Consider the following 21,785-nt stretch of genomic DNA (forward strand, 5'->3'; position numbering starts at 1 on the left):
CCGGCAATGGCCGATCAAAACAGCACGGATCAGGGCAACACGGATCAGAGCAACAGCAGTCAGAACGACACAGCCATTTCTCAGGCTTCGCAGGAGCAGTCCGGGACGCCCGAGACCGAGGTCATTGCTGAGCCTCTGGGAACGCCAGAACCTCAGGCGGCAGCTGAGGCTCTGGCTTCCGGGGAGCCGGCTCGTAAGGAGCCTCGCGAAGGGCGCCGTGAGCGGGTCCGCGGTCAGGGTGGCGGCAGGGACGGCAATCGAGAGGGTGGCCGCGATGGCAACAGGGAGACCGGTGGCTACCGGATCCGCCTGAGTGACAACGAACAACGGGCTGCCCAGCTGATCCAAGAGACATTCCAGCTGCGCACCCCTGTGGCGGCCCTTGGTTTCTCGATCCGCACCGTGGCCCAATTGCTGGAGCTGGGCAAGCTCGATGAGCTGCTCGCCCAGCACCGGGCCCAAGCTGGCGACCGTCCGGAACCGTCCCGGGAAGCCAGCAGTGTGCGGCGCCTGGAGGGCCGCAGCGAGGGCCGCGGTGACGGCCGTCGTGAAGGGCGCGGTGAAGGACGTGGAGAAGGGCGCGGGATCGTTCGCTCTGGCGAGCGGAACCCCAGCCGCTCCGATCCGTTTGCCCGACCCAGCCGGCCCCAACCGGCCCCGCCAGCCCCGGTCGACGACACGCCGTTGGTGGAGGTGGCGCCCCTGCTCGATCCCTCCCTGCACCAAGTAGGTGGCAACGAGCCCGATCCAGCAACGGAAGGCCCCTTGCCGGTGACGATTGAACCGTCGCTCGAACCTGCCGCTGATCCCGACAGCGGCGACACCCAACCGTGAGTGATCGCCCCAGGGTTCTCTCCGGGGTTCAACCCAGCGGCGCCTTGCATCTGGGCAACTGGCTGGGGGCCATCCGCAACTGGGTGGCCCTGCAGGAGAGCCACGAGCCGTTTTTTTGTGTGGTTGATCTCCACGCCATCACGGTCCCCCACGATCCAGCCGAGCTGGCGGAGTCGACGTTGCGCACCGCAGCTCTCTACCTGGCCTGTGGAATCGATCCGCAGCGCTCCACCGTCTTCGTTCAAAGCCAGGTGGCTGCCCACGCCGAGCTCACCTGGTTGCTCAACTGCCTGACGCCGTTGAACTGGCTGGAGCGGATGATCCAGTTCAAGGAGAAGGCCATCAAGCAGGGCGACAGCGTCTCGGTGGGGCTGCTCGATTACCCGGTGCTGATGGCCGCCGACATCCTTCTCTATGACGCTGACCTAGTGCCGGTGGGGGAAGACCAGAAACAGCACCTGGAGCTGGCCCGCAACATCGCCCAGCAGCGCGTGAACGCCCGCTTTGCGCCAGCCGATCAGCCCTTGCTGAAGGTGCCAGAGCCGATGATCCTCGCCGAGGGTGCCCGGGTGATGAGCCTCGGCGATGGACGCAGCAAAATGAGCAAGAGCGACCCCAATGAGGGCTCCCGCCTCAACCTGCTCGATCCACCGGAACTGATCACCAAGAAGATCAAGCGGGCCAAGACCGACCCGGCCATGGGGCTGGAGTTCGGCAATCCTGAGCGCCCTGAGGCTGACAATCTGCTTGGGCTCTATGCCTTGCTCAGCAACCGCAGCCGCGAGCAGGCGGCGCTGGAGTGCGAGGCCATGGGCTGGGGCCAGTTCAAACCCCTGCTGGCCGAAGCGGCGGTCGAAGCCCTGCGGCCTTTACAAGAACGCTATGGCGCGATCCGCGCCGATCCCAGCGCTCTTGAGGCGGTCTTACGCGATGGGCGGGAGCGCGCCTCGGCGGTGGCTGGGGCGACGCTGGAGCGGGTGCGCAAGGCGCTGGGTTTTCTGGCAGCGCGCTGAAGCGGCTGGCTCTGGAGCGATGAATTCCGTCCAACAGCCTGGCAGGTGTCCCGCTCAGAGACTGATCCACCCCAGCTTTTTGATCAGTTGATCTGATCGTTTCCTGTGGCAGCCCGGCAGCGGAAGCCTCTGTAGCTAGCCAATTTACCGGATCAGCATTTCTACGCACCCTTGTCAAGGGCGGTCGGCCAGCTCTTGCCAGGGATCCGTAGCGAAAAGCACAATCTCATGGCAGTTCTTAATCAATACAGCCGATGCGTTTCAGGCTTGAGCGGCCAGCACCCCTCCTTCCCCTGACCCAGGTGGGTCTGCTGATGGGGTTTCCTTTGCTCTGCCTGGCCGCGACATCCGCGAGGACGACTGCCATGGCTCCGCCGCCGGATCCAATCCCAGCAAGAGCTCCCGCCGTGACCTCCCCGGTGGATGCAGTTGTCAAAGGACCGGGGCTTTACCGGATCACACCGGAGCGCCGGGCTGCGCTGGACACGATTCGCTATGCGGAGGGCACCTGGAACGGTGGCAGCGTTTCGGGCTACCTCACCCTCTACGGCGGTGGCCGCTTCCAGAGCATGGCCCGCCACCCCGATGTCGTTGTGGTCAGGCGCTACGCCAGCGCCGCTGCTGGCGCCTATCAATTTCTGCCTGCCACCTGGCGTGCGGCACAGAGCCGCCTTGGCCTGTCGGGGTTTGGACCTGCCAGCCAGGATCAGGCCGCCCTCGATTTGGTGGAGCGGCGCGGCGCCTTGGCAGCGATTGATCGTGGCGTGCTTTGCGATCGCACCCTCGACAAACTTTCGCGCGAATGGGCCTCCTTCCCGATGGTCAACGGAGCCAGCGCCTACGGGCAGCCGGCCAAAACCGCCTCAGCTCTGCGCCTTTTCCACCAGCGGATGCTGGAAACCAGGCGCCGTGATGCCGGCCTGGCGGCTTAGGGCTCGCGATACACCACCCGGCCCTGGGCGTCGTTGCCGACATCAAGTAGATGGGCATGCAGCAGCCGTTCGATTTCGCTGCGGACCGCTTCGCTGCTCTGATTGTTGCCGGTCTGGAGGTTCAAGATGGCGTCATTGATCGTGAACCCCTCCAGACGCCGTGAGCGGGCCAAAAGCAACAGTTGTTTCTCGAGGGATGGGTGCTCGCTTTCCTGCTTGCTCTGCAGAGCCTCAGCCAGGCGCAGCGGCATGTTGGCCTGCTCCACCATCGAGGGCAGAAGAAAAAGATCAACCAGCTGACCGATCCCGCACCAGCCCAGCGTGAACAACCACAGCGCTCCGCTGACGGGTTTGCGCAGATAAAAACGCTGTAACCCGCAGATTCCCAGCAGGGAGGCGGCCCAGAACAGATAGCCCAGGCCGATGGATCGGGATTCAGGCAGCCGTGATAAGGGCAAACTCGATTGAGGCAGTCGGGAGCCGGGGAAGCGGTGCCGGATCGGTTGCGACAATAGGATTCAAACCCCTTCAAGGCTTTGCTCGTGCCCGCACCGTCGCTGCCAGGCGCGCAGACCCAGCCGGCCTCTGCTCCGATCGACCTCCCCAAAACCAGCCAGAGCCCCCAGCTGCTGCGCATTCGCCACTCGATGAGCCACGTGCTGGCCCTGGCGGTGCAGACGCTCTTCCCTGAGGCGAAGGTCACGATCGGCCCTTGGACTGAAACCGGCTTCTACTACGACTTCGACCACCCCGAGCCCTTCACGGAGGCTGATCTCAAGGCGATCAAAAAGGAGATGGGCAAAATCATTGCCCGTCGACTGCCGCTGGAGCGGATCGAGCTGAGCCGGGGTGACGCTGAAGCGCGCATCAGGGCCCAGAACGAGCCGTACAAGCTCGAGATCCTCGCCGGCTTGGTTGAGCCGATCACCCTGTACACACTCGGCGAAGGCTGGTGGGATCTCTGCGCTGGTCCGCATGTGGCCAACACCGGCGAGTTGAACGGCAAAGCCTTCGACCTCGAGAGTGTGGCTGGCGCCTATTGGCGGGGCGATGAAAACAACGCCCAGTTGCAGCGGATCTACGGCACGGCCTGGGAAACACCTGAGCAATTGGCCGAATACCGGCGCCGTAAGCAGGAGGCCCTGCGCCGGGATCACCGTCGTCTCGGCATCGATCTGGATCTCTTTTCGATCGAAGATGAGGCCGGGGCTGGTTTGGTGTTCTGGCATCCCCGTGGCGCCCGCATCCGCCTGCTGATCGAGGAGTTCTGGCGCGAAGCCCACTTTGCGGCCGATTACGAGCTCCTCTACACCCCCCATGTGGCCGATCTCAGCCTCTGGCAAACCTCCGGCCATCTCGACTTCTACAGCGAGAGCATGTTCGGGCCGATGCAGGTGGATGAGCGCCAGTTCCAGCTCAAGCCGATGAACTGTCCGTTCCACGTGCTCACCTATGCCAGCCGGCTGCGCTCCTACCGCGAGTTGCCGATCCGCTGGGCTGAACTGGGCACTGTGTATCGTTACGAACGCCCCGGCGTGATGCACGGGCTGATGCGGGTGCGGGGCTTCACCCAGGACGACGCCCACATCTTCTGTCTGCCCGATCAGATTGGCGACGAGATCCTCGGCGTTCTCAACCTCACCGAGCAGATCCTCTCCACCTTCGATTTCAACACCTACGAGATCAACCTCTCCACCCGCCCAGAAAAATCAATTGGCGAGGACGGCGTCTGGGAGCTGGCCACCCGGGGCCTGATCGACGCGCTCGAGCGCAAGGGCTGGGCTTACACAGTGGATGAAGGTGGCGGCGCCTTCTACGGCCCCAAGATCGACATCAAGATCGAAGATGCCATCGGCCGTCTCTGGCAGTGTTCCACGATCCAGCTCGACTTCAACCTGCCCGAGCGTTTCGATCTGGAGTACGTGGCCGCCGACGGCAGTCGCCAACGTCCGATCATGATTCACCGCGCCATCTTTGGCTCGCTGGAGCGTTTCTTCGCGATCATGGTGGAGAACTACGCCGGTGACTTCCCGTTCTGGCTGGCACCTGAGCAGATCCGCTTGCTGCCTGTCAGCGATGGGGCGCTTGAGTTTGCAGCCGATCTGCAGAGCAAGCTGCGGGCCGCTGGCGTGCGCTCCAGCCTCGATCGCAGCGGCGAACGGCTCGGCAAGCTGATCCGCCAGGGCGAACAGCAGAAAATCCCCCTGCTCGCGGTGATCGGGGCCAAGGAAGCTGAAGGGGGGAGCGTGAGCCTGCGCAGCCGCCGCGACGGTGACCTCGGCACTGTGGCCGTTGCCGAATTGCTCAGCGCCGCCGCCGCCGCCAATCAGCAGCGCGCCGCCGGCCTCAACCTTCCCAGCCCATGACCCTGCTTCTCGCCGGCGACATCGGCGGCACCAAAACCCTTCTGGCCACCTACCGGCTCTCGGACGGGCAGCTGCTGCCGCTGCGCCAGGAGCGCTATCCCTCCCAGGCCTGGCCCGATTTCGCCGCCATGGTGGCCCACTTCCTTGCCGCTGATCCCCTGCAGACAGAAACGCCCAGCCATGGCTGTTTTGCCGTCGCCGGTCCGGTGATCGGCGGCCAGGTGAAGGTGACCAATCTTCCCTGGCAGCTGGATCAGCAGCAGTTGGCGGCTGCCTGCGGCCTGGACTGCTTGGAGCTTGTCAACGATTTCGCCGTGCTCGTGTATGGCCTGCCCCATCTAGCCGCCGATCAGCAGCAGGCCCTGCGGCCTTTGCCGGCTAAGGAGCCGCTGCTCAGTGCACCCGTGGCGGTGCTCGGTGCCGGCACTGGGCTGGGCACCGCGATCGGCGTGCCTGGGCCGTCCGGCCTGATCGCCATGGCCAGCGAGGCGGCGCACGCCGAATTCGCCCCTCGCCTGAGCGCCGAATGGCGGCTCAAGCAATGGCTTCAAGACGACCTTCGCCTCGATCGCCTCTCGGTGGAGCGGGTGGTGAGCGGCACCGGCCTCGGCCATCTGTTCCGCTGGATGCTGACGGAAGCCCCCAGCGCCGATTCCCATTCCCTGGCTGAGCCAGCCCTGGCCTGGGCGGCCGCTGAACGGGATGGCCGCCCCGATCGACCGGACCTGCCGGCTTTGGTGTCAGCGGCCGCCGCCGACGGCGATCCCATGGCCGCAGAAGCGCTCAGCCTCTGGCTGGGGGCCTATGGCAGCGTGGCCGGTGATCTGGCCCTGCACTGCCTTTGCCGGGGTGGCCTCTGGGTGGGTGGTGGCACCGCCGCCAAACTGTTGCATCGCCTGCGCTCGCCGGCCTTCCTGCAGCCGTTCAGCGCCAAAGGGCGCCTCTCGCCGGTGCTTGAAGCCATTCCACTGAGGGCCATCGTTGACCCGGGCGCCGGGCTGTTCAGCGCCGCCTGTCGGGCGCGAATGTTGGCGGGGGGGCACGACACGGCAAGCCCTTTATTCAACCCATGATCGGGCAAGTGGGACACTGTGGCCAGCAGTGCAGACAACATGGTGCGGCCGCGACTCGGCCAGGCAGTCGAGGTGAATGTTCCCGCCACCACGGCGAATCTCGGGCCGGGGTTTGATTGCCTTGGCGCTGCCTTGGCCCTGAACAATCGCTTCGTGTTGCGCTGCATCGAAGGAGATGGCGAGCGCTTCGATCTGCTGATCGATGGCAGTGAGGGCTCCCACCTGCGCGGGGGACCTGACAACCTCGTCTACCGTTCTGCCCAGCGGGTCTGGAAGGAGGCCGGCGAGGAGCCGGTGGCGCTGGAAGCGCGGGTGCGGCTGGCCGTGCCGCCGGCTCGGGGCCTGGGCAGCAGCGCCACGGCGATCGTGGCCGGCCTGATCGGCGCCAATGCCCTGGTGGGAGAGCCGTTGAGCAAGGAAAAGCTGCTGGAGCTGGCCATCGACATCGAGGGCCATCCCGACAACGTCGTGCCGTCGTTGCTGGGAGGGCTCTGCCTGACCGCCAAGGCAGCCTCCAATCGCTGGCGGGTGGTGCGCTGCGAATGGAATGAAGCCGTCAAGGTGGTGATCACCATCCCGGCGCTGCGTCTGCCCACCAGTGAGGCCCGGCGGGTGATGCCGCGCCACGTGGCGATCACGGACGCCGTCGTCAATCTCGGCTCGCTCACCTTGCTGCTGCAGGGGTTGCGCACCGGCAACGGCGATCTTATCGCCGATGGCATGCACGACCGGCTTCACGAGCCCTACCGCTGGGGTCTGATCCAAGGGGGACGGGCCGTGCATGCGGCGGCCCTGGCGAGTGGCGCCTGGGGGTGTGTGATCAGTGGAGCCGGCCCAAGTCTGATGGCCCTGAGCACCGCGGACAAGGCCGCTCAAGTTGGGCGCGCCATGGTGGAGGCCTGGGAGAAGGAAGGCGTCGCCTCACGGGCCGAAGTGCTCGAGCTTCAGCACCACGGCAGCCGCTGGCAGGCCATGGAAGATCGCCCTGAGTAGTTCTACCCAACTGATAAATTCGCCACCGCCGGGTCACCGGTGACACCGGATCCCTTGTTGGCTGCCATGGACGCCCCCCTGCTCCTTTCGGCCACAAGCCGGCTCACCACGGAGTTCCCCTGGCTCAGCCTGATCGCCCTGCTGCCGGCCGCCGGCGCCCTGCTGCTCCCCCTTTTGCCGGGTGATGGCACGGACCCTCGCGGCCCACGCACGGTGGCCTTGGTGGTGCTGCTGGCCGATCTGCTGCTGATGCTCTGGGTTTTCAGCCAGCGCTTCGATGGCGGCAGCAGCGCCCTGCAGCTGGTGGAGCGGGTGCCCTGGGTGCCGTTCCTGGGCCTGGAGTGGTCGTTGGCCGCTGATGGCCTCTCGGCGCCGCTGGTGGTGCTCAGTGGCCTGGTCACCCTGCTGGCGGTGGCGGCCAGCTGGAATGTGAACAGCAAGACCAACCTCTACTTCGGCCTGCTGCTGCTGCAGGCCTCGGCCCAGTCGCTGGTGTTCCTCTCCCAGGACTTTCTGCTCTTCTTCCTGGCCTGGGAACTGGAGCTGGTGCCGGTGTACTTGCTGATCGCGATCTGGGGCGGGGCCCAGCGCCAGTACGCCGCCACCAAGTTCATCCTCTACACCGCCACCGCCTCGCTGTTGATTCTGATCAGCGGCCTGGCCCTGGCCCTCGGCGGTGACAGCTTCACCTTGAATCTCGCTGAGCTGAGCAGCCGCTCCTACGGCGGCAGCTTTGGTCTGCTCTGTTACCTCGGTTTTCTGGTGGGTTTCGGCGTCAAGTTGCCGATCTTTCCGCTGCACACCTGGCTGCCCGATGCCCACGGTGAGGCCAGTGCGCCTGTGTCGATGTTGCTGGCCGGCGTGCTGCTGAAGATGGGCGGCTATGCCCTGCTGCGCTTCAACGTGCAGATGCTGCCGGAGGTGCATCTGCGGCTCGCCCCGGCCCTGATCGTGCTCGGCATCGTCAACATCATTTATGGCGCCCTCAACGCCTTTGCCCAGGACAACGTCAAGCGACGGATCGCTTGCAGTTCGGTGAGTCACATGGGCTTCGTGTTGCTCGGCATCGGCGCGATCAACAGCCTCGGCATGAGCGGCGCGATGTTGCAGATGATCAGCCACGGGCTGATCGCCGCTTCGATGTTCTTCGTCACCGGCGTGTTCTACGAGCGCACCAAGACCCTCTCGATCCCGAACATGGGCGGCTTGGCCAAGGTGTTGCCGATCACCTTTGCCTTCTTCCTGGCCAGCTCGCTTGCCTCCCTGGCCCTGCCGGGCATGAGCGGTTTTGTCAGTGAGATCACGGTGTTCCTCGGTGTCACCAGTAACGAAGGCTTCACCACCAGCTTCCGCATCGTCACGGTGCTGCTGGCGGCGATCGGCCTGGTCCTCACACCGGTGTATTTGCTCTCGATGTGCCGGCGCGTGTTCTTTGGCCCGAGGATCCCGGCGTTGGCGGTGCTGGGCGACATGCGACCGCGCGAACTGGTGATCGGCCTGGTGTTGCTCGTGCCCACCCTGGCCATCGGCTTCTGGCCCCGCCTGGCGATCGACTTCTATGGCGCCAGCACCACGGCCCTGGCCCAGACCGTGGCCAACCAAAGCGTGATCGCCCTCAGCCGGCTTCCCGCCCTGGGTTGAGCCCACGCCGGCGTGGCGGATCGGCTGAAATGGGCTCAGAGCCATTGATCCTCTGATGAGCGCCAACGTGATTGCGTCCCCGCTGCAGTCCTCGCCCTTGCTGGCAGGCTCCGGTCTGCCGGCCTTCGAAGCGATCACCGCCGAGCAGGTGAGCAGCCAGATTCCCCTGCTGCTTGATCAGCTCGGCTCAGCGCTCACAGCCCTGGAAGCCAACCTCAACACAGATCTGGAGCGGGCTGGGGCCAGCGGCGAGATCCTGGGCTGGGAGGCGGTGATGCAGCCCCTGCACCATCTCGGCGAGCAGCTGCGCTGGAGCTGGGGAGTGGTGAGCCATCTGGTGGGCGTGTGCAACAGCCCGGAGCTGCGTGAGGCCCACCAGAGCCAGCAGGCGGCCGTGGTGGCCTTCAGCAACCGGGCCGGCCAGAGCCAGGCGATTTACCGGGCCCTTGAAAAACTGCAGAGCCAGCACAAGCAAGCGGGGCCCGGTGAAGCCGGTGAGCTCGATGCCACCCAGCAACGGATTCTCAGCGCCGAGCTGCGCACGATGCGGCTGCGCGGTGTGGGCCTCAGCGACGGTGAGCAGACAGCCTTCAACAAGGCCAGTGAGGAACTCGCTCACCTCTCCAGTGATTTCGGCAACCACGTGCTCGATGCCACCAACCAGTGGACGTTACGCCTGACCACAGCGGATGAGGTGGAGGGCCTGCCGTCCAGCGTGCTGGATCAGCTGGCCCAGGCGGCCGGATCCAGTGACCCGACGGTGGGGCCCTGGCTGCTGGGCCTCGACATGCCCCGCTACGGGCCGTTTCTGAAATACAGCCGTCGCCGTGACCTGCGGGCCCTGGCCTACAAGGCCCATGTGGGGCGGGCCTCCAGCGGTGAACTCGACAACCAGCCGCTGATCAGCCGCATCCTCACGCTCCGCGGTGAGCAGGCCCGCCGCCTTGGTTTCCCCCATTGGGCCGATCTCAGCCTCTCGAAGAAGATGGCCGGCTCGGTGGAGGCAGTGGAGGCCCTGCTTGAAGACCTGCGTGCGGCGGCCTTGCCGATCGCCGAGGCCGAGCTGGCCGACCTTCAGTCCTGCGCCGCCCGCCACGGCGCCCCCGAGGCCAGCGATTTCCAGCCCTGGGATCTGCCGTTCTGGGCCGAGGTGTTACGCAAGGAGCGCTTCGATCTCGACAGCGAAGCCCTGCGGCCCTGGTTCCCGCTGCCCCGGGTGCTCGATGGCCTCTTTGCCCTCTGCGGCCGTCTGTTCGGCATCCAGATCGTGCCCGCCGATGGGGAAGCGCCGATCTGGCATCCGGATGTGCGCTTTTTTCGCGTGATCGATGCCGCCAGCGCGGCGCCGATCGCCGCCTTCTATCTCGACCCCTACAGCCGCCCGGGCAGCAAGAGGGGTGGGGCCTGGATGGACGACTGCCTGGGCCGTTCGCTCGATTCAGCTGGCACGCCGGTCTTGCCGGTGGCCTACCTGATCTGCAACCAGAGCCCACCGGTGGGCAGCACGCCCAGCCTGATGACCTTCGAGGAGGTGGAAACTCTCTTCCATGAATTCGGCCACGGGCTGCAGCACATGCTCACCACCGTGGAGCGGCCCGAGGCCGCCGGCATCAACCACGTGGAGTGGGATGCGGTGGAACTGCCCAGCCAGTTCATGGAGAACTGGTGCTACGACCGGGCCACCCTGCTGGGCATGGCCCGCCACTGGCAGACCGGCGATCCCTTGCCAGCCGACAGCTTCGCCAAGCTGCTGGCGGCCCGCACCTTCATGGCCGGAGCAGCCACCTTGCGTCAGGTGCACCTGGCCTTGGTGGACCTGCGGCTGCACAGCCTCTGGCAGCCGGAGGCTGGCGTCACACCGGCCCAGCTGCGTCGCCAGATCGCCACCACCACCACGGTGCTGCCGCTGATCGAGGAAGATGCCTTGCTCTGCTCCTTCGGGCACATCTTCGCGGGCGGTTATGCCGCCGGGTACTACTCCTACAAATGGGCCGAAGTGCTCAGCGCCGATGCATTCAGTGCCTTTGAGGAGGTGGGCCTGGAGAACGAGGCCGAAATCATCGCCACCGGTCGCCGCTTCCGCGACACGGTGCTGAGCCTTGGCGGCAGCCGCAGTCCCCAGGAGGTGTTCGAGCGTTTCCGCGGCCGCCCGCCCAGCCCCGAAGCCCTGATCCGCCACTCCGGCCTGGCGACTAGCGCGGTCTGAACCAATCAGCCCGAATGAATCAGTCTGAAAGCAGGGCCTGGCGTAACGCGGCCAGGCCGCGCTGATCGCTGAGGATGCCCTGGTGGGTCATCGGCGGCAGAGCCGTGCGGGGCCCCACAGGCAGCACCCCCCGCCAGCCCGGCACCACGATCTGGTCGGTAGGGGTATAGAAGCTGCGGCAGTCGACCGCTTCGAGGGCACGGAGATCGGCATTGAGCCTGTGCAGCAGCGGGCTGCCCAGTTTGAGTTCGGCAATTCCACCCAGCAGCCAGGATGGACAGATCTGGGCCAGGGGCGTGCCCTGCTGGGGGCTGGCCACACAGAAAAAGCGGCGGGTGCGCCTGTGCCCCCCCAGCTCCTGAATCCAGGTGCGGCCAATCACACCGCCCATGGAGAAACCCAGCAGGTCGATCGGCTCGGTAGGCCCGAAGGCCGCCTCGATCGACTCGCCCAGGCGTTCAGCCAGGGGCCCCATCCGGGTGGCTCCGAGTCGGTGGTGCAGATAGGGAATCAGTAGCGGGTCGCGCTCACCGGCCAGGGCGTCACGCAGCCGGTTGAACAGGCGTGGCGTGTCCCAGAGGCCATGAACCAGTACCAGGGGCGGGTAGGCGGCCAGTGGATTGGCAGGCATCGGATTGGCAGCCATCAGTGTGGATCAGGCCAATGGCGCCAGCGCTCCACGCTGACGCTCCCCTGGAAGCCCGGCACCGGCGCCTGGCATTTGCAGATCTCCACCCGCAGGGGCACCGGCCCGTAGAGCTGCTCCAGTCGGTCCATCACCAGCTCGGCGTAGTGCTCCAGCGTGAGGCAGCGCAGCTCACGGGCCTGCGCCTGCAGCGCCTGGATCCCCAGGGCGTAATCCAGGCTGAGGCTGAGATCGTCGCTGCGGCCGGCTGGTTGCAGGTCGTGCCAGAGGCTGAAAGCCAGCTCGAACCACTGACCCAGTTGCCGCTCTTCTTCCAGTACGCCCACATGGGCCCAGAGCCGCAGCCCGCGCATATGGATCGCATCCGTCCCCCAGGGGCTCCCAGCGTTCAAAGCGGCAGGGGGCGATGGCGGAACTGACGCAGCTTGCCAGCATCGGCGCCACTCTCGCCGCTGTAATCGGCGGCGATCTGGCCGTGGCCACGCAGCCGGTAGCGGTAGGTGATCAGGCCCTCCAGACCCACAGGGCCCCGCGGCGGCATGGTCTGGGTGCTGATGCCGAGCTCAGCGCCGAAGCCGTAGCGGAAGCCATCGGCGAAGCGGCTGGAGCAATTGTGAAACACCCCGGCACTGTCCACTGTGCGCAGGAAGCACTCGGCGGTGTCGGTGTTGGTGGTACAGATCAGCTCGGTGTGCCGGGAGCCGTAGCTGGCGATGTGCGCCATCGCCTCCTCCAGGCTGGCCACCACCTTCACCGCCAGCACCAGCCTCGAATATTCCGTCGACCAATCGGCTGCGCTGGCGGCCTTGGCCACACCGAGGGCACAGGCGGCTGGATCGCCGCGCAGCTCCACGCCGGCGGCAGTGAAGGCCGGGATCGCCCGCTCCAGGAAGGCGGCAGCCACCTCCTGGTGAACCAGCAGGGTTTCGGTCGCATTGCAGGCTGCCGGGTACTGGGTCTTGCTGTCGATCGCAATGCGCAGCGCCTGATCGAGGTTCACCTGCCGGTCGACGTATTGATGGCAGATCCCATCGGCATGGCCGAGCACGGGGATGCGGGTGTGGTCCTGGATGAACTGCACCAGGTCGTTCGAGCCGCGCGGAATGATCAGATCCACCAGGCCATCGAGCCTGAGCAGGCCGAGGCTTTCTTCGCGTGATGTGAGCAACGCCAGGCAGCCTGGCGCCACGGCCGTGCCTGCCAGCCCCCTGTGGAGCGCCTCCACAATCGCCTGGCAACTGCGGCTGGCCTCGCGGCCTCCTTTGAGGATGGCGCCGTTGCCGGAGCGGATCGCCAGGGCGGCGATCTGGATCACCGCATCGGGGCGCGCCTCAAAGATCACCCCCACCACCCCCAGCGGCACGCTGACCCGCTCGAGGACCAGGCCCTCATCGAGTTCGGTGTGCAGTTGGCGGCAGCCGAGCGGATCGGCCAGGGCCGCCACCTGGCGCAGCCCAGCGATGGCCGCCGAGAGTTTGCCTGTATCCAGCTTCAGCCGCCCCAGCAACGCAGCCGCCAGCTGGTCGTGCTCGGCGGCCTCAAGATCAGCCCGGTTGGCGGCCACGATGGCCTCGGCGTCTTCCTCCAGGGCGCCAGCCATGGCCTCCAGCGCCTGCTGCCGTTGGCTGTCACTGGTCTGGGCCAGGGCCATCGCTGCTTGACGCACGGCGCTGGCCCGTTGCAGCAGATCGGCGCTCGGTTCGGGGACGGATCCTGGGACGGAATCGGGAATGGATTCAGGAACAGAAGGGCACCATCATCCCAGCCGATCGAGGGCGAGTTTCGCCGCTCCCAGCCGGCCGGCCCCATTGCCCAGGGCACAGCGCCGGATCTGGAGGCCCTGGCGGCTTTCAGGCAGCACCCGCTCCTCCACTTCACGCCAGAGGGCCGGCAGAAAGTGGTGGCTGGCGCCGCTGAGGCCACCGCCGAGCAAGACCAGTTCCGGGGTGAGCACGTAGATCAGGGAACTGATCCCCACTCCCAGCAGGCGCCCATATTCCGCCCAGATGGCCAGGGCTTCGCCCCCACCCGCATCGGCGCGGCGGCAGAGTTCGGCGGGATCAAGCGGGCTGAGCCGGCCGAGGCCGCTGATGCTGCAGTACTGCTCCAGGGAGCCCCGATTGCCGCTGTTGCAGGGAGGCCCAGCCGGATCCAGCCCGATCAGGCCCGGTTCGCAGGCGGCGCCACCATGGCCGGTGAACAAGCTCCCGCCCAGCAGCAGCCCACCTCCCACTCCCGTACCCAGGGTGAGCAGCAGCACGTTGGCGTAACCCCGGGCGGCGCCGGCCCAGGCTTCGCCCACGGTGGCGGCGTTGCCGTCGTTGACCAGCGTGACCCGCCGTTTCAGCAGGGGCTCCAGCCAGGCGGCCAACGGCACCTCACGCCAGCCCGGCAGGTTGATGCAGAGCCGGGCCACCCGGCTGGCGCGATCCATTGGGCCGGGCAGCCCCACGCCCACAAGCGCCGCCTGGCGTTGCGGGTCGAGGACGCTGATCGCCTCCACCAGGGCCGTGGTCAAGGCCCCAGGCAGGGCCGGCTGAGGTGTGGGCCAATGCAGCTCCGCCAGGCAGGTGCCGCTGGAGCTAAAGCGGGCCAGCTTGATCGCCGTGCCGCCGATGTCGACACCGATCAGCTGGGGTGGGGAGTCCATCAGAAGCGGAAGAACAGTTGCAGCCGGGTCTGCCAGCGGCCTTCGGTGTCGAACGTGCCCTGGAGGCCGATGTTGTCGGTGGCCTGGTAGCGGAGGGTGAGCTCGGGGGGGATGTCGCTGCGGTTCGGGGCGGCCAGCACCGAGAAGTTGAAGCGGTCGCTGAGGTCCAGACCCAGTTCAGTGCCCAGCACCAACTGGCTCGGAACAGACTGGTCTGTTTCCTCAGAATCTTCGTTGACCGACGGGGTGACGAAGGTGGGATAGATCGCGAAGCTGATCCGCTGACCGAGGGCATCGGTGAGGCTGCTCAACAACGGCGAGAGCAGCGTCTGGCCAACCACCGTGGCCAGGGCCGCACCGGCATTGCCGCCGCTGAGCCCCGCCACGGTATTGCCACCGATCAGGGCCACCAGTCGCTGCTCGGAGATGGGCGGGTTGCTGCGCAGCTCGAACGACTCGCCGATCCGATCGGCCGGGCCGCTCACCTTGAGCACGACGCGAACCAAGTTGAGCTGGTCAAGGGGGGTGAAATCACCGCGCAGCGAGAGATCCGTGAGCGCGCTGCGATCACTGCCAGTGTTCAAGGTGTTGGAGATGCGGGTGCGCAGAGCGATGTCCAGGAAGGGCACCAGCCCCTGGGACGGGGTGAACACCGCCACGTTCGGCGCGTCGGGATCGAGGGTGAAATTGGTGGTGAAGAAACTCAGTCTTCCGCTCAGCAGCCGCACCACGCCCCTGGCCGAGAGGGTTCTGTCGATTGGGCCGTTGAGGGTGAGCAATCCGCCCGTCTTGAAGGTGGCCACGGGTGGAGCAACCACCAGCAGATCGGGGCCGAAGCTGAGCCGCAGGTCGTTCAGGCGCACATAGGAGAAATTGGGAATCGCCTGCCGCAACGCCAGGCCGGTCGTTGTTTCCACCTCGGGACCGAACAACACCAAGGGCTGTTGGAAGTCCCACTTCTCCTCCACCAGCTGCTGGACCGCCACCGGCTCGACCATGCCATTGGCATCGCTGCGGCCCAGGCCACCAGGCTGAGCATTGATGCTTCCCTTGCTGACCTGCAGCTCGCCGCCCAGCAAGGGCTTGAGCAGGCTGCCGCCGATTCCCAGCTCGCCATCGATGTCGGCTTCGAGTCGGGGGACACGGATGCGGGCCTGGCTGATCTCCACAACCAGGGGATTGCGCTGAGCTGTGACCTCGGTGAGGCCCAAACCGCCGCCAGCCTTGATCGTGCCCTTTTCACCCACGCGAGCGCTGAACTCCTGGACTAGCAGCTCTTCGAAATCGAACAGGATCGTTGCTTCGAGCTGTCGCACCTCCTGGCCGCCCAGAGCGAGTTCGCCCTCGCGGAAGCGCAGGAAGCCGTTGGCCACTGGCTGGCTGAGGCTGCCGCGCACGAGCACTTCCAGGTCAGCGCTGCCTTTCTGCCAGATCGTCTCGCCCGCGATCAGTCCATTGAGAAAGCGCAGGCCATCGCCCCGACTCGATAGCCGCAAGCGCAAGCCCTCGGCCTCCGGATCCAGGGGCACCTCAGCGATCAGATCGACGCTGTTTTCAGCGCCGCCACCGCGCAGGGCACCCTGGACATTCAGGTTGTTGCCCGCCAGCGACAATTCCCCCTGTTCCAGGTTCAGCGGGGTGTCATTCAAGAAGCCCTCGCGCAGCGCGATGGTGGTCGAGAAGCTGGGCTCCTCATCACCGAGCTGGTACTGACCCTTCAATGAGAGAACGCCGCGCAAGCTGGCCGGCACGGGGGTGAAGAGAGCCAGCAGGCTGAGCGACAGGCCATCGAAGCCAAAGGAACCCTGACCACCGCTGAGGGCCCCCTGGATCGTCACCACCAGAGGCTCAAGTCCCAGCGCCTTATCTTTGTCGGCGCCCCTCTGCCAGAGATGCCCCTTGGCGGCCAGATCGAGGCGAAGCTGCCCGATCGTTGGACCAGCAAGCGTGAGATCGGCATCGACCAGGCCGCGCAGATCCTGCAGACGCATCGGGGCCGATTCCTCTGGAGTCACCTGGAAGGCGGCAAGGCGCTCTTTGGCCAGTTGCAGGGCCCTGAGCTGGGTGTCGATCGATTCCCCGAACGTTTCAATCAGCACCGTGCCCAGATCCTCGGCCCGGCCCCTGGGCAGCGGACTCGCCCCCTGGGTCAACGGCCAGCTCCCCACCAGTTGGCTGAACATCTCCAGTGGCAGCCGGCGACCCTCCAGCTGGGCGCGAAGAGCTCCATTGGTCTGTCCACTGGTGGTGTAGGTCACCAAACCTCCCTCCAGCGGCTCAAAGCGACCCTTGAGCTGGAACAACCGCTCGCGGATTCCGCCGCTGGCCGTGAGTTCCTTGCCCAGCAGCTCCAGCACCATGGGACGCTCAACCGTGAGCGAGCCGCTGGCCGCCAGCGGTTGGAAATCGAGGCTGCCCTGGCCACTCAGCCGTCCGCCGATCGGTGTGGGGCGCGCCCTGGGCCCGACCTCCACCGCGAGTCCGTCGAAGGGAAACTGCTCCGCCACCCATTGGTAGCGCTGGGGGCTGCCGACCAGTCGCAACTGCCCTTCGCGTCGCTCCAGCACCACCTGTTGCGGCAACCAGTTCGCTGAGAGGCGGGCACGCAGCTCGCCTGGCGGTGCCGGGCCCTGGGCTCGCATGCGCAGGCTGCTTCCCGCGCCGACGTTGGCCGTGAGCGACCCCCGCCAGGTTTCCTTGAGCGAGAGCGGCCCGCCACCGGGATTGCGCAACGTGAGCTGGACATCAGGACGCAGGTCTGCGAGCGGACCACGCAAGCTGCCGCTGGCGGCGAGATCGCCTTCGAGCTCAACCCCGAGCAGGGGGCTGAGTCGCTGCAGCGCAAACGGCGGCGCCGCGAAGGCCAGGTCCAGGTTGCCTGCCACCAGCCCTCGCCGCTTCTGCCAGCGCAAGGGCAGGGACCCGCTGGCGCTCAGCTCAGGGCTCTGAAGCTCCGTGAGACGCAACAGGTTGCCTCTCCAGGCCAGGCTGGCCCGGGCCGGGCCGAGCACGGTCGTCTGGTTCACGCTCAGCCCATTTGGAGCCCGCAAGCTGGCGCTGATCGTGCCCAGCGGCCCTGAGCCCGGCGGGACCGTGCGGCGGGCCTCGATCTCCAGCAGGGGCCGCCCGGCCTGGGCCAGAGAACTGCGCAGCACGGGCTCGCTCCAGGTGCCGCTGAGACTGAGACGGCCGCTCAGCCATTGCTCCTCGCCGAGCAGGGATTCCAGCCATGGCGCCGACTCCCACAGCGAAGGATGTACGCCCAAGGCCCGGCTATCGAGGTTGAGGCGGGGCCACAACGGTCCAGCGAGGAGCAGTTCCGAGCGTCCCGAGTTGAGCTGAAGCTCAGCCAGCCGCAGCGTCAGCGACTGGCGCCAGTCGGCCAGAACCTGGCCGCGGAAACGCAAGGGCTCCGGGCTGGTCGGGGTTCCGCGCCCGAGCGGAATTTGCCCGGCGATCTCCAGCCGGGGCTGGCGCCAGGGGCCGCGCAGGTCGAAAGCGAGTTGGTCCCCGCGTTTGGGGTCCTCGGCGGTGAGGCGAAAGTCAAACCAACGCTCCAGCTCCAGCCTGCCGTTGAGGACCCCCTGCCAGTTCGCCATTTGCCAGGGGGTCCTGCTCAGATTGAGGCGCTCTCCGGAGCAGCGCAGCGCGAGGCGTTCGATCTTCAATGGGCCTGGCAGGAGTTCGTCTTCCAGCCCAAGGCCGTTGAGGTTCAGGGCGCCATTGCAGCTGTTGCGACCGTCGCTGCGGCTCAGGCGCAGGCGGCCATCCAGCCAACCGCTGGCGCTGGTGCCCCTGGTGTTCGGCAGCAAGGAGACCAGACCCGCCAATGGCTGGCGCTTGACACCGAGGTTGAGGCGGACATTGCCTGTGTCCCAGTTGGCGTCACCTTGCAGCGCAAAGCGGCCTTCGGGCGGCAACAGGGCTGCTCCCGACCAGGTGATCGCGCTGCGGTGGAGGGCGACGCTGAGGCCACCGTCCACCCGCAGCTTCAGGTTGAGCGGCTTGACCGCGACGCTGGCAGGATCGACGAGCCGCACCCGCAGGGCCAGCCGGGGGGGGGCTTGTCCCTTGACGCCGCTGAACACCCAGAACTGGCCCTGGCGGTTGGGTTCCAGCTCAAGGCTGCCGCCCTGCACGGCCAGCTGGACCACGGGCAACCCCTGAACAAGGCTGGCCCAGGGGGCGATCGCTACCCCAAGGCCCTGGGCTGCGGCCGTGGAGTTATCGGCGGGACCGGCCTCAACCCGGCTCGGCCCGATGGCCAGTCCCCAGGGTCGCAAACCCTGATAGGGGCCCAGTTGCAGCGGATGGCCCAGCCCCTTGCCGATCTGGCGTTCCAGGTCCGGGCGCAGGTGGCGATAGAGCCTGCCAACGAGATAGTCGGCGCCGAACCAGATGCCGACCGCGGTTCCCGCACCGAGCAACACCCCGCCAACAACGAGGGAGTGGCGCCAATTCAGCTTCGGCAACCCCATCGGAACGTTGTGGTTACCGCTTGAGGTTTCCGCAATCTATAAGGTGATTTCATTGCCGCCCAGCCCCCCCCATGCCCGTTGATCCCCTGTTGCTGACCGTCGGCAAATGGCTGGGTGCCGCCAGCGGTGTGCTGGCGCTGTTGATGGTCGCGGGATTTGTCTCTGGCTGGGGAATCCGCTTTCGCCTGGTGGGCATCACCAGCTTCACCGCCCTGTTGTCGCTGTCTTGTCTGGCCTTCGCGATCAGCTACAACCCCCGGGTGCTGGTGGAGGGGGCGGTCACGGCACCGATCGTGTTCGACAACGGCACCAACCTGGTGGTAGCCACCGCTGCGGCCGATCTGCCCGCCGAGGCTTTTGCCCCCACGGCCAAACAACTGGCCCTGAACCTGCGCGGCAATGGCCGCTCCAGCCCCGATGGTCTGGTGCATGTGCGCCTGCGCCGGGTTGAATCCGTGGGCCCGGGTCTCAGCCGGCCGGTGATGTTGGCCGAAGCCACCCGCAACAACCGGGGCGAGGTGGCCCTGCTGCTGCCTTGACGCCAACCGCCATCGGCACACTGCCGCTTCACTTCCAGGCTGAGCAACGCCAGCTTGAACTGGCAGGCCATCTTGATTGGCAGTCCCTGGCCCAGCTGAGCGACGCTGAGCTGCGTCGGTTGGCCCGCAATGGCGCCTCAGAGCAGCGGCTGATCAAGCTGCGCGGCCAGGCCCAGCTGATCGTGGCGATCGGCCTGGCGCCGCCGGATGCGGCCCTGTTGCTCTATGCCGGCATCGCCACTGCCGATGGCCTGGCCCAGGCCTCCCCCCAACAATTGGTGGTCCAACTCGGCCGGCTGCAACGCTCCTTGACCGGCACCACCCTGCCGATGGTCAGCGCAACGACAGTGCGCCAGTGGATCAGTGCGGCCCGGCGCAGCACCGGTCGCTCGCCAAACTGACCCGAACCGGGGCCGTAAAGCCTGGGGTACGCCTGAAATGGATGTGTATCCCCTTTGCGGTGGATCGTCTGTGTTCCTCGATTCTTTCCCTCTGCGATCGCTCCGCCTCGGCCTGGCCGTTGTTCTTGGCCTCGCCACGGCGTTCAGCGGCAGCTCGGCGATCGCGGCCTCTGCCTTGCTGGAGTCCGTCAAGCAGAATCCACAGGTAGCCAAAAGTCTCTGCGCCGAATTTCGCAAGCTCAACAGCCAGGGGGTGCGTTCCTCCTCCCCCCAGGCGATCGCCATGGTGGCCCGCCGTCAGGGCATCAGCCCCTCCGACGCTGAAATTGTCATCACCTACGTGGTTGGCCTGCACTGCCCCGACGTTCGCTGAGTGCCTCCCCCCCTTTCGGTGGAGTCGTTCGATGCCTGGATGCCCTGCCCCGATGGGGTGAAGCTGGCCACCCGCATCTGGAAGCCGGCCGTGGGCGGCCTTTGGCCGGTGCTGCTGGTGCGGCAGCCCTACCACCGGGCGATCGCCTCAACGGTGACCAGCGCCCACCCCACCTGGTATGCCAGTCAGGGCTATCTGGTTGCCGTGCAGGACGTGCGCGGGCGTGGCGACTCGGACGGCAGCTTTGCCGGTTTCGCCCAGGAGGCAGGCGATGGGGCCACCGCCCTGGCCTGGGCCCGCAGCCTGCCTGGATCCAATGGCCGACTTGGCTGCTATGGCTTCTCCTACCAAGGCCTCACCCAGCTCCTGTGTGACGACCCAACGATCCGGCCCGATTGCCTGGTCCCGGCGATGGCTGGCCTCGATGAACGGCTGCACTGGGCCAGCGACGGCGGCGCCCATCGTTGGGCGCTTGGCCTGGCCTGGGCCCTGCAGCTGACGGCCGAAACCGTGCGCCGCCGCGGTGAGGAGATGGCATGGCAGGCGATCCGCCACAGCCTGCGAAGCGGCGCCTTCCTTGAGGACGGCCTGGCCCTGCTGGAGCGGCATGACCCAGGCGGCATGGGCTTGGGCTGGTTCCGCCTCGATCCCGGCCATGCTGACGGTTGGACCGTGCATGACCCCTCCGAGACGCTGTTGCGTCAACCGATGCTGTTGCTCGGGGGCTGGTGGGATGCCCAGCTCGAAGGGATTTTCGATCTGCAGGACCGCAGCCTCCGCGCCGGCGGTGACCCCCTGCTGCGGATCGGGGACTGGACCCATCTTGATTGGAACGGCGGCCTCGATCGCTTGCAGCTGGCCTTCTTCGACCACCACCTGCGCGATCGGCCGCCGCCACACCCGTTGGCCCGTGAGCGGTTTGCCGATCTGACAACCGCCGACTGGGCCCAGCCGTCTGAACCCCTGCATCCAGAGGGTGTGGCGCCCTGGCGCCTGGGCAGTCAGGGTCTGGCCTGCATCGATGGCGATGAAGGGCGCCTGTTGCGGCCGGGGGAAGGGGGAGCGGGCGGCAACATCTGGCTGGTCCATGACCCTTGGCGCCCCGTGCCAGGCCGTGGCGGACACCTGGGCCTCGATGCCGGACCTGCCGAGCGCGCCGATCTGGACCGCCGCGGCGATGTGGCCTGCTTCAGCAGCGGGACTTTTGAAACCGGGCTGACTCTGCAGGGGCGCCCCCGGCTGGAGTTGGAAGTGGCAGCCGACCAGCCCGGTTTCGATCTCTGTGCGGCCCTGTCGATCGTGCGCGCGGGCGGTCGCCAGGTGTGGCAGATCAGCACGGCGGTGGCCCGTTTCCCCGGCCCTGAGGCCCAGCGCCGACAACGCCGCGTGCTGGTCTTCCAGCCGTTGCGGGCCAGCCTTGCCAGCGGCGAGCGCCTGCGGCTGTCCCTGGCTGGTGCCGCCTGGCCCCAGATCGCCGTTATCAGCGGTAATCCGGATCAGCTGCCCGGGCCGGTGGGCCCCGCGCACCGGGTGATCACCCTTCAGTTGATGCTCTCCGAGGCGAAGCTGTGGCTGCAGCCGATCGGATCGGCCAAACTGGGCTGATCGTTCGTCGACCAACTGTGACTCTGCGTGCCCCC

Annotated in this window: 18 protein-coding genes; 12 read left to right on the plus strand and 6 right to left on the minus strand. The window is 66.7% G+C overall.

Annotated elements, in window-relative coordinates; genetic code table 11:
* Nucleotides 1–6: 6 nt before the first annotated feature.
* The 3 genes from BM449_RS13370 to BM449_RS13380 all read left to right on the plus strand — a co-directional run bounded on the left by BM449_RS13370 (nt 7) and on the right by BM449_RS13380 (nt 2,779).
* Nucleotides 7–834 (plus strand): hypothetical protein, encoded by an 828-nt coding sequence (locus BM449_RS13370; protein ID WP_186437654.1) that lies wholly within the window; start codon nt 7–9, stop codon nt 832–834.
* A complete protein-coding gene (gene trpS, locus BM449_RS13375; RefSeq protein ID WP_071801633.1) occupies nt 831–1,847 on the plus strand; it encodes a tryptophan--tRNA ligase in 1,017 nt (338 codons plus the stop codon). Before BM449_RS13370 ends, trpS begins: the two co-directional genes overlap by 4 nt.
* A gap of 407 nt (nt 1,848–2,254) precedes the next feature.
* Nucleotides 2,255–2,779: a glycoside hydrolase family 104 protein gene (locus BM449_RS13380; RefSeq protein WP_311134030.1), complete on the plus strand. Its 525-nt coding sequence runs from the start codon at nt 2,255–2,257 to the stop codon at nt 2,777–2,779.
* Here the strand turns inward: BM449_RS13380 and BM449_RS13385 are convergent.
* Entirely contained in the window at nt 2,776–3,237 is a 462-nt protein-coding gene (locus BM449_RS13385) for a TM2 domain-containing protein (RefSeq protein WP_205526825.1), read from the minus strand. The genes BM449_RS13380 and BM449_RS13385 overlap by 4 nt on opposite strands.
* 189 nt (nt 3,238–3,426) lie before the next feature.
* Here BM449_RS13385 and thrS point away from each other — a divergent pair, with 189 nt between their 5' ends.
* From thrS to BM449_RS13410, 5 genes are all read left to right on the plus strand, one after another.
* The gene (gene thrS, locus BM449_RS13390) at nt 3,427–5,145 is read left to right on the plus strand and encodes a threonine--tRNA ligase (RefSeq protein ID WP_233831372.1); all 1,719 of its coding nucleotides are present in this window, start codon (nt 3,427–3,429) and stop codon (nt 5,143–5,145) included.
* Nucleotides 5,142–6,218, plus strand: coding sequence for a glucokinase (glk, locus tag BM449_RS13395; protein WP_071801636.1), 1,077 nt, complete (start codon nt 5,142–5,144; stop codon nt 6,216–6,218). Before thrS ends, glk begins: the two co-directional genes overlap by 4 nt.
* A 39-nt stretch (nt 6,219–6,257) precedes the next feature.
* Nucleotides 6,258–7,211: a homoserine kinase gene (thrB, locus tag BM449_RS13400; protein WP_071801637.1), complete on the plus strand. Its 954-nt coding sequence runs from the start codon at nt 6,258–6,260 to the stop codon at nt 7,209–7,211.
* A gap of 66 nt (nt 7,212–7,277) precedes the next feature.
* The gene (locus tag BM449_RS13405) at nt 7,278–8,852 is read left to right on the plus strand and encodes an NAD(P)H-quinone oxidoreductase subunit 4 (RefSeq protein WP_071801638.1); all 1,575 of its coding nucleotides are present in this window, start codon (nt 7,278–7,280) and stop codon (nt 8,850–8,852) included.
* 55 nt (nt 8,853–8,907) lie between these two features.
* Nucleotides 8,908–11,058 (plus strand): M3 family metallopeptidase, encoded by a 2,151-nt coding sequence (locus BM449_RS13410; RefSeq protein WP_071801639.1) that lies wholly within the window; start codon nt 8,908–8,910, stop codon nt 11,056–11,058.
* 19 nt (nt 11,059–11,077) lie between these two features.
* Here the strand turns inward: BM449_RS13410 and BM449_RS13415 are convergent, their stop codons facing one another.
* From BM449_RS13415 to BM449_RS13435, 5 genes are read right to left on the minus strand one after another with little or no spacing between them, the layout of a single operon-like run.
* Entirely contained in the window at nt 11,078–11,689 is a 612-nt protein-coding gene (locus BM449_RS13415) for an alpha/beta fold hydrolase (protein ID WP_120352864.1), read from the minus strand.
* Between the two features lie 14 nt (nt 11,690–11,703).
* A complete protein-coding gene (locus BM449_RS13420; RefSeq protein WP_071801641.1) occupies nt 11,704–12,057 on the minus strand; it encodes a dihydroneopterin aldolase in 354 nt (117 codons plus the stop codon).
* Between the two features lie 35 nt (nt 12,058–12,092).
* Nucleotides 12,093–13,436 (minus strand): glutamate-5-semialdehyde dehydrogenase, encoded by a 1,344-nt coding sequence (locus BM449_RS13425; RefSeq protein ID WP_071801642.1) that lies wholly within the window; start codon nt 13,434–13,436, stop codon nt 12,093–12,095.
* Between the two features lie 24 nt (nt 13,437–13,460).
* The gene (locus BM449_RS13430) at nt 13,461–14,354 is read right to left on the minus strand and encodes an ROK family protein (protein WP_071801643.1); all 894 of its coding nucleotides are present in this window, start codon (nt 14,352–14,354) and stop codon (nt 13,461–13,463) included.
* Entirely contained in the window at nt 14,354–18,832 is a 4,479-nt protein-coding gene (locus tag BM449_RS13435; RefSeq protein WP_071801644.1) for a translocation/assembly module TamB, read from the minus strand. Before BM449_RS13435 ends, BM449_RS13430 begins: the two co-directional genes overlap by 1 nt.
* A 71-nt stretch (nt 18,833–18,903) precedes the next feature.
* On the opposite strand from BM449_RS13435, the gene BM449_RS13440 reads away from it, so the two are divergent.
* Genes BM449_RS13440 through BM449_RS13455 form a run of 4 tightly spaced genes read left to right on the plus strand, consistent with a single transcriptional unit; the run spans nt 18,904 to nt 21,750 of the window.
* Nucleotides 18,904–19,371, plus strand: coding sequence for a Ycf51 family protein (locus BM449_RS13440; RefSeq protein WP_071801645.1), 468 nt, complete (start codon nt 18,904–18,906; stop codon nt 19,369–19,371).
* A complete protein-coding gene (locus tag BM449_RS13445; protein WP_233830804.1) occupies nt 19,368–19,772 on the plus strand; it encodes a DUF4332 domain-containing protein in 405 nt (134 codons plus the stop codon). The genes BM449_RS13440 and BM449_RS13445 overlap by 4 nt, the downstream gene beginning before the upstream one ends.
* A 37-nt stretch (nt 19,773–19,809) precedes the next feature.
* A complete protein-coding gene (locus BM449_RS13450) occupies nt 19,810–20,145 on the plus strand; it encodes a hypothetical protein (protein WP_083544570.1) in 336 nt (111 codons plus the stop codon).
* A complete protein-coding gene (locus BM449_RS13455) occupies nt 20,146–21,750 on the plus strand; it encodes a CocE/NonD family hydrolase (RefSeq protein ID WP_311134020.1) in 1,605 nt (534 codons plus the stop codon).
* Nucleotides 21,751–21,785: the final 35 nt, after the last annotated feature.

The sequence above is a fragment of the Synechococcus sp. SynAce01 genome (assembly GCF_001885215.1).
Lineage (GTDB): Bacteria > Cyanobacteriota > Cyanobacteriia > PCC-6307 > Cyanobiaceae > Regnicoccus > Regnicoccus frigidus.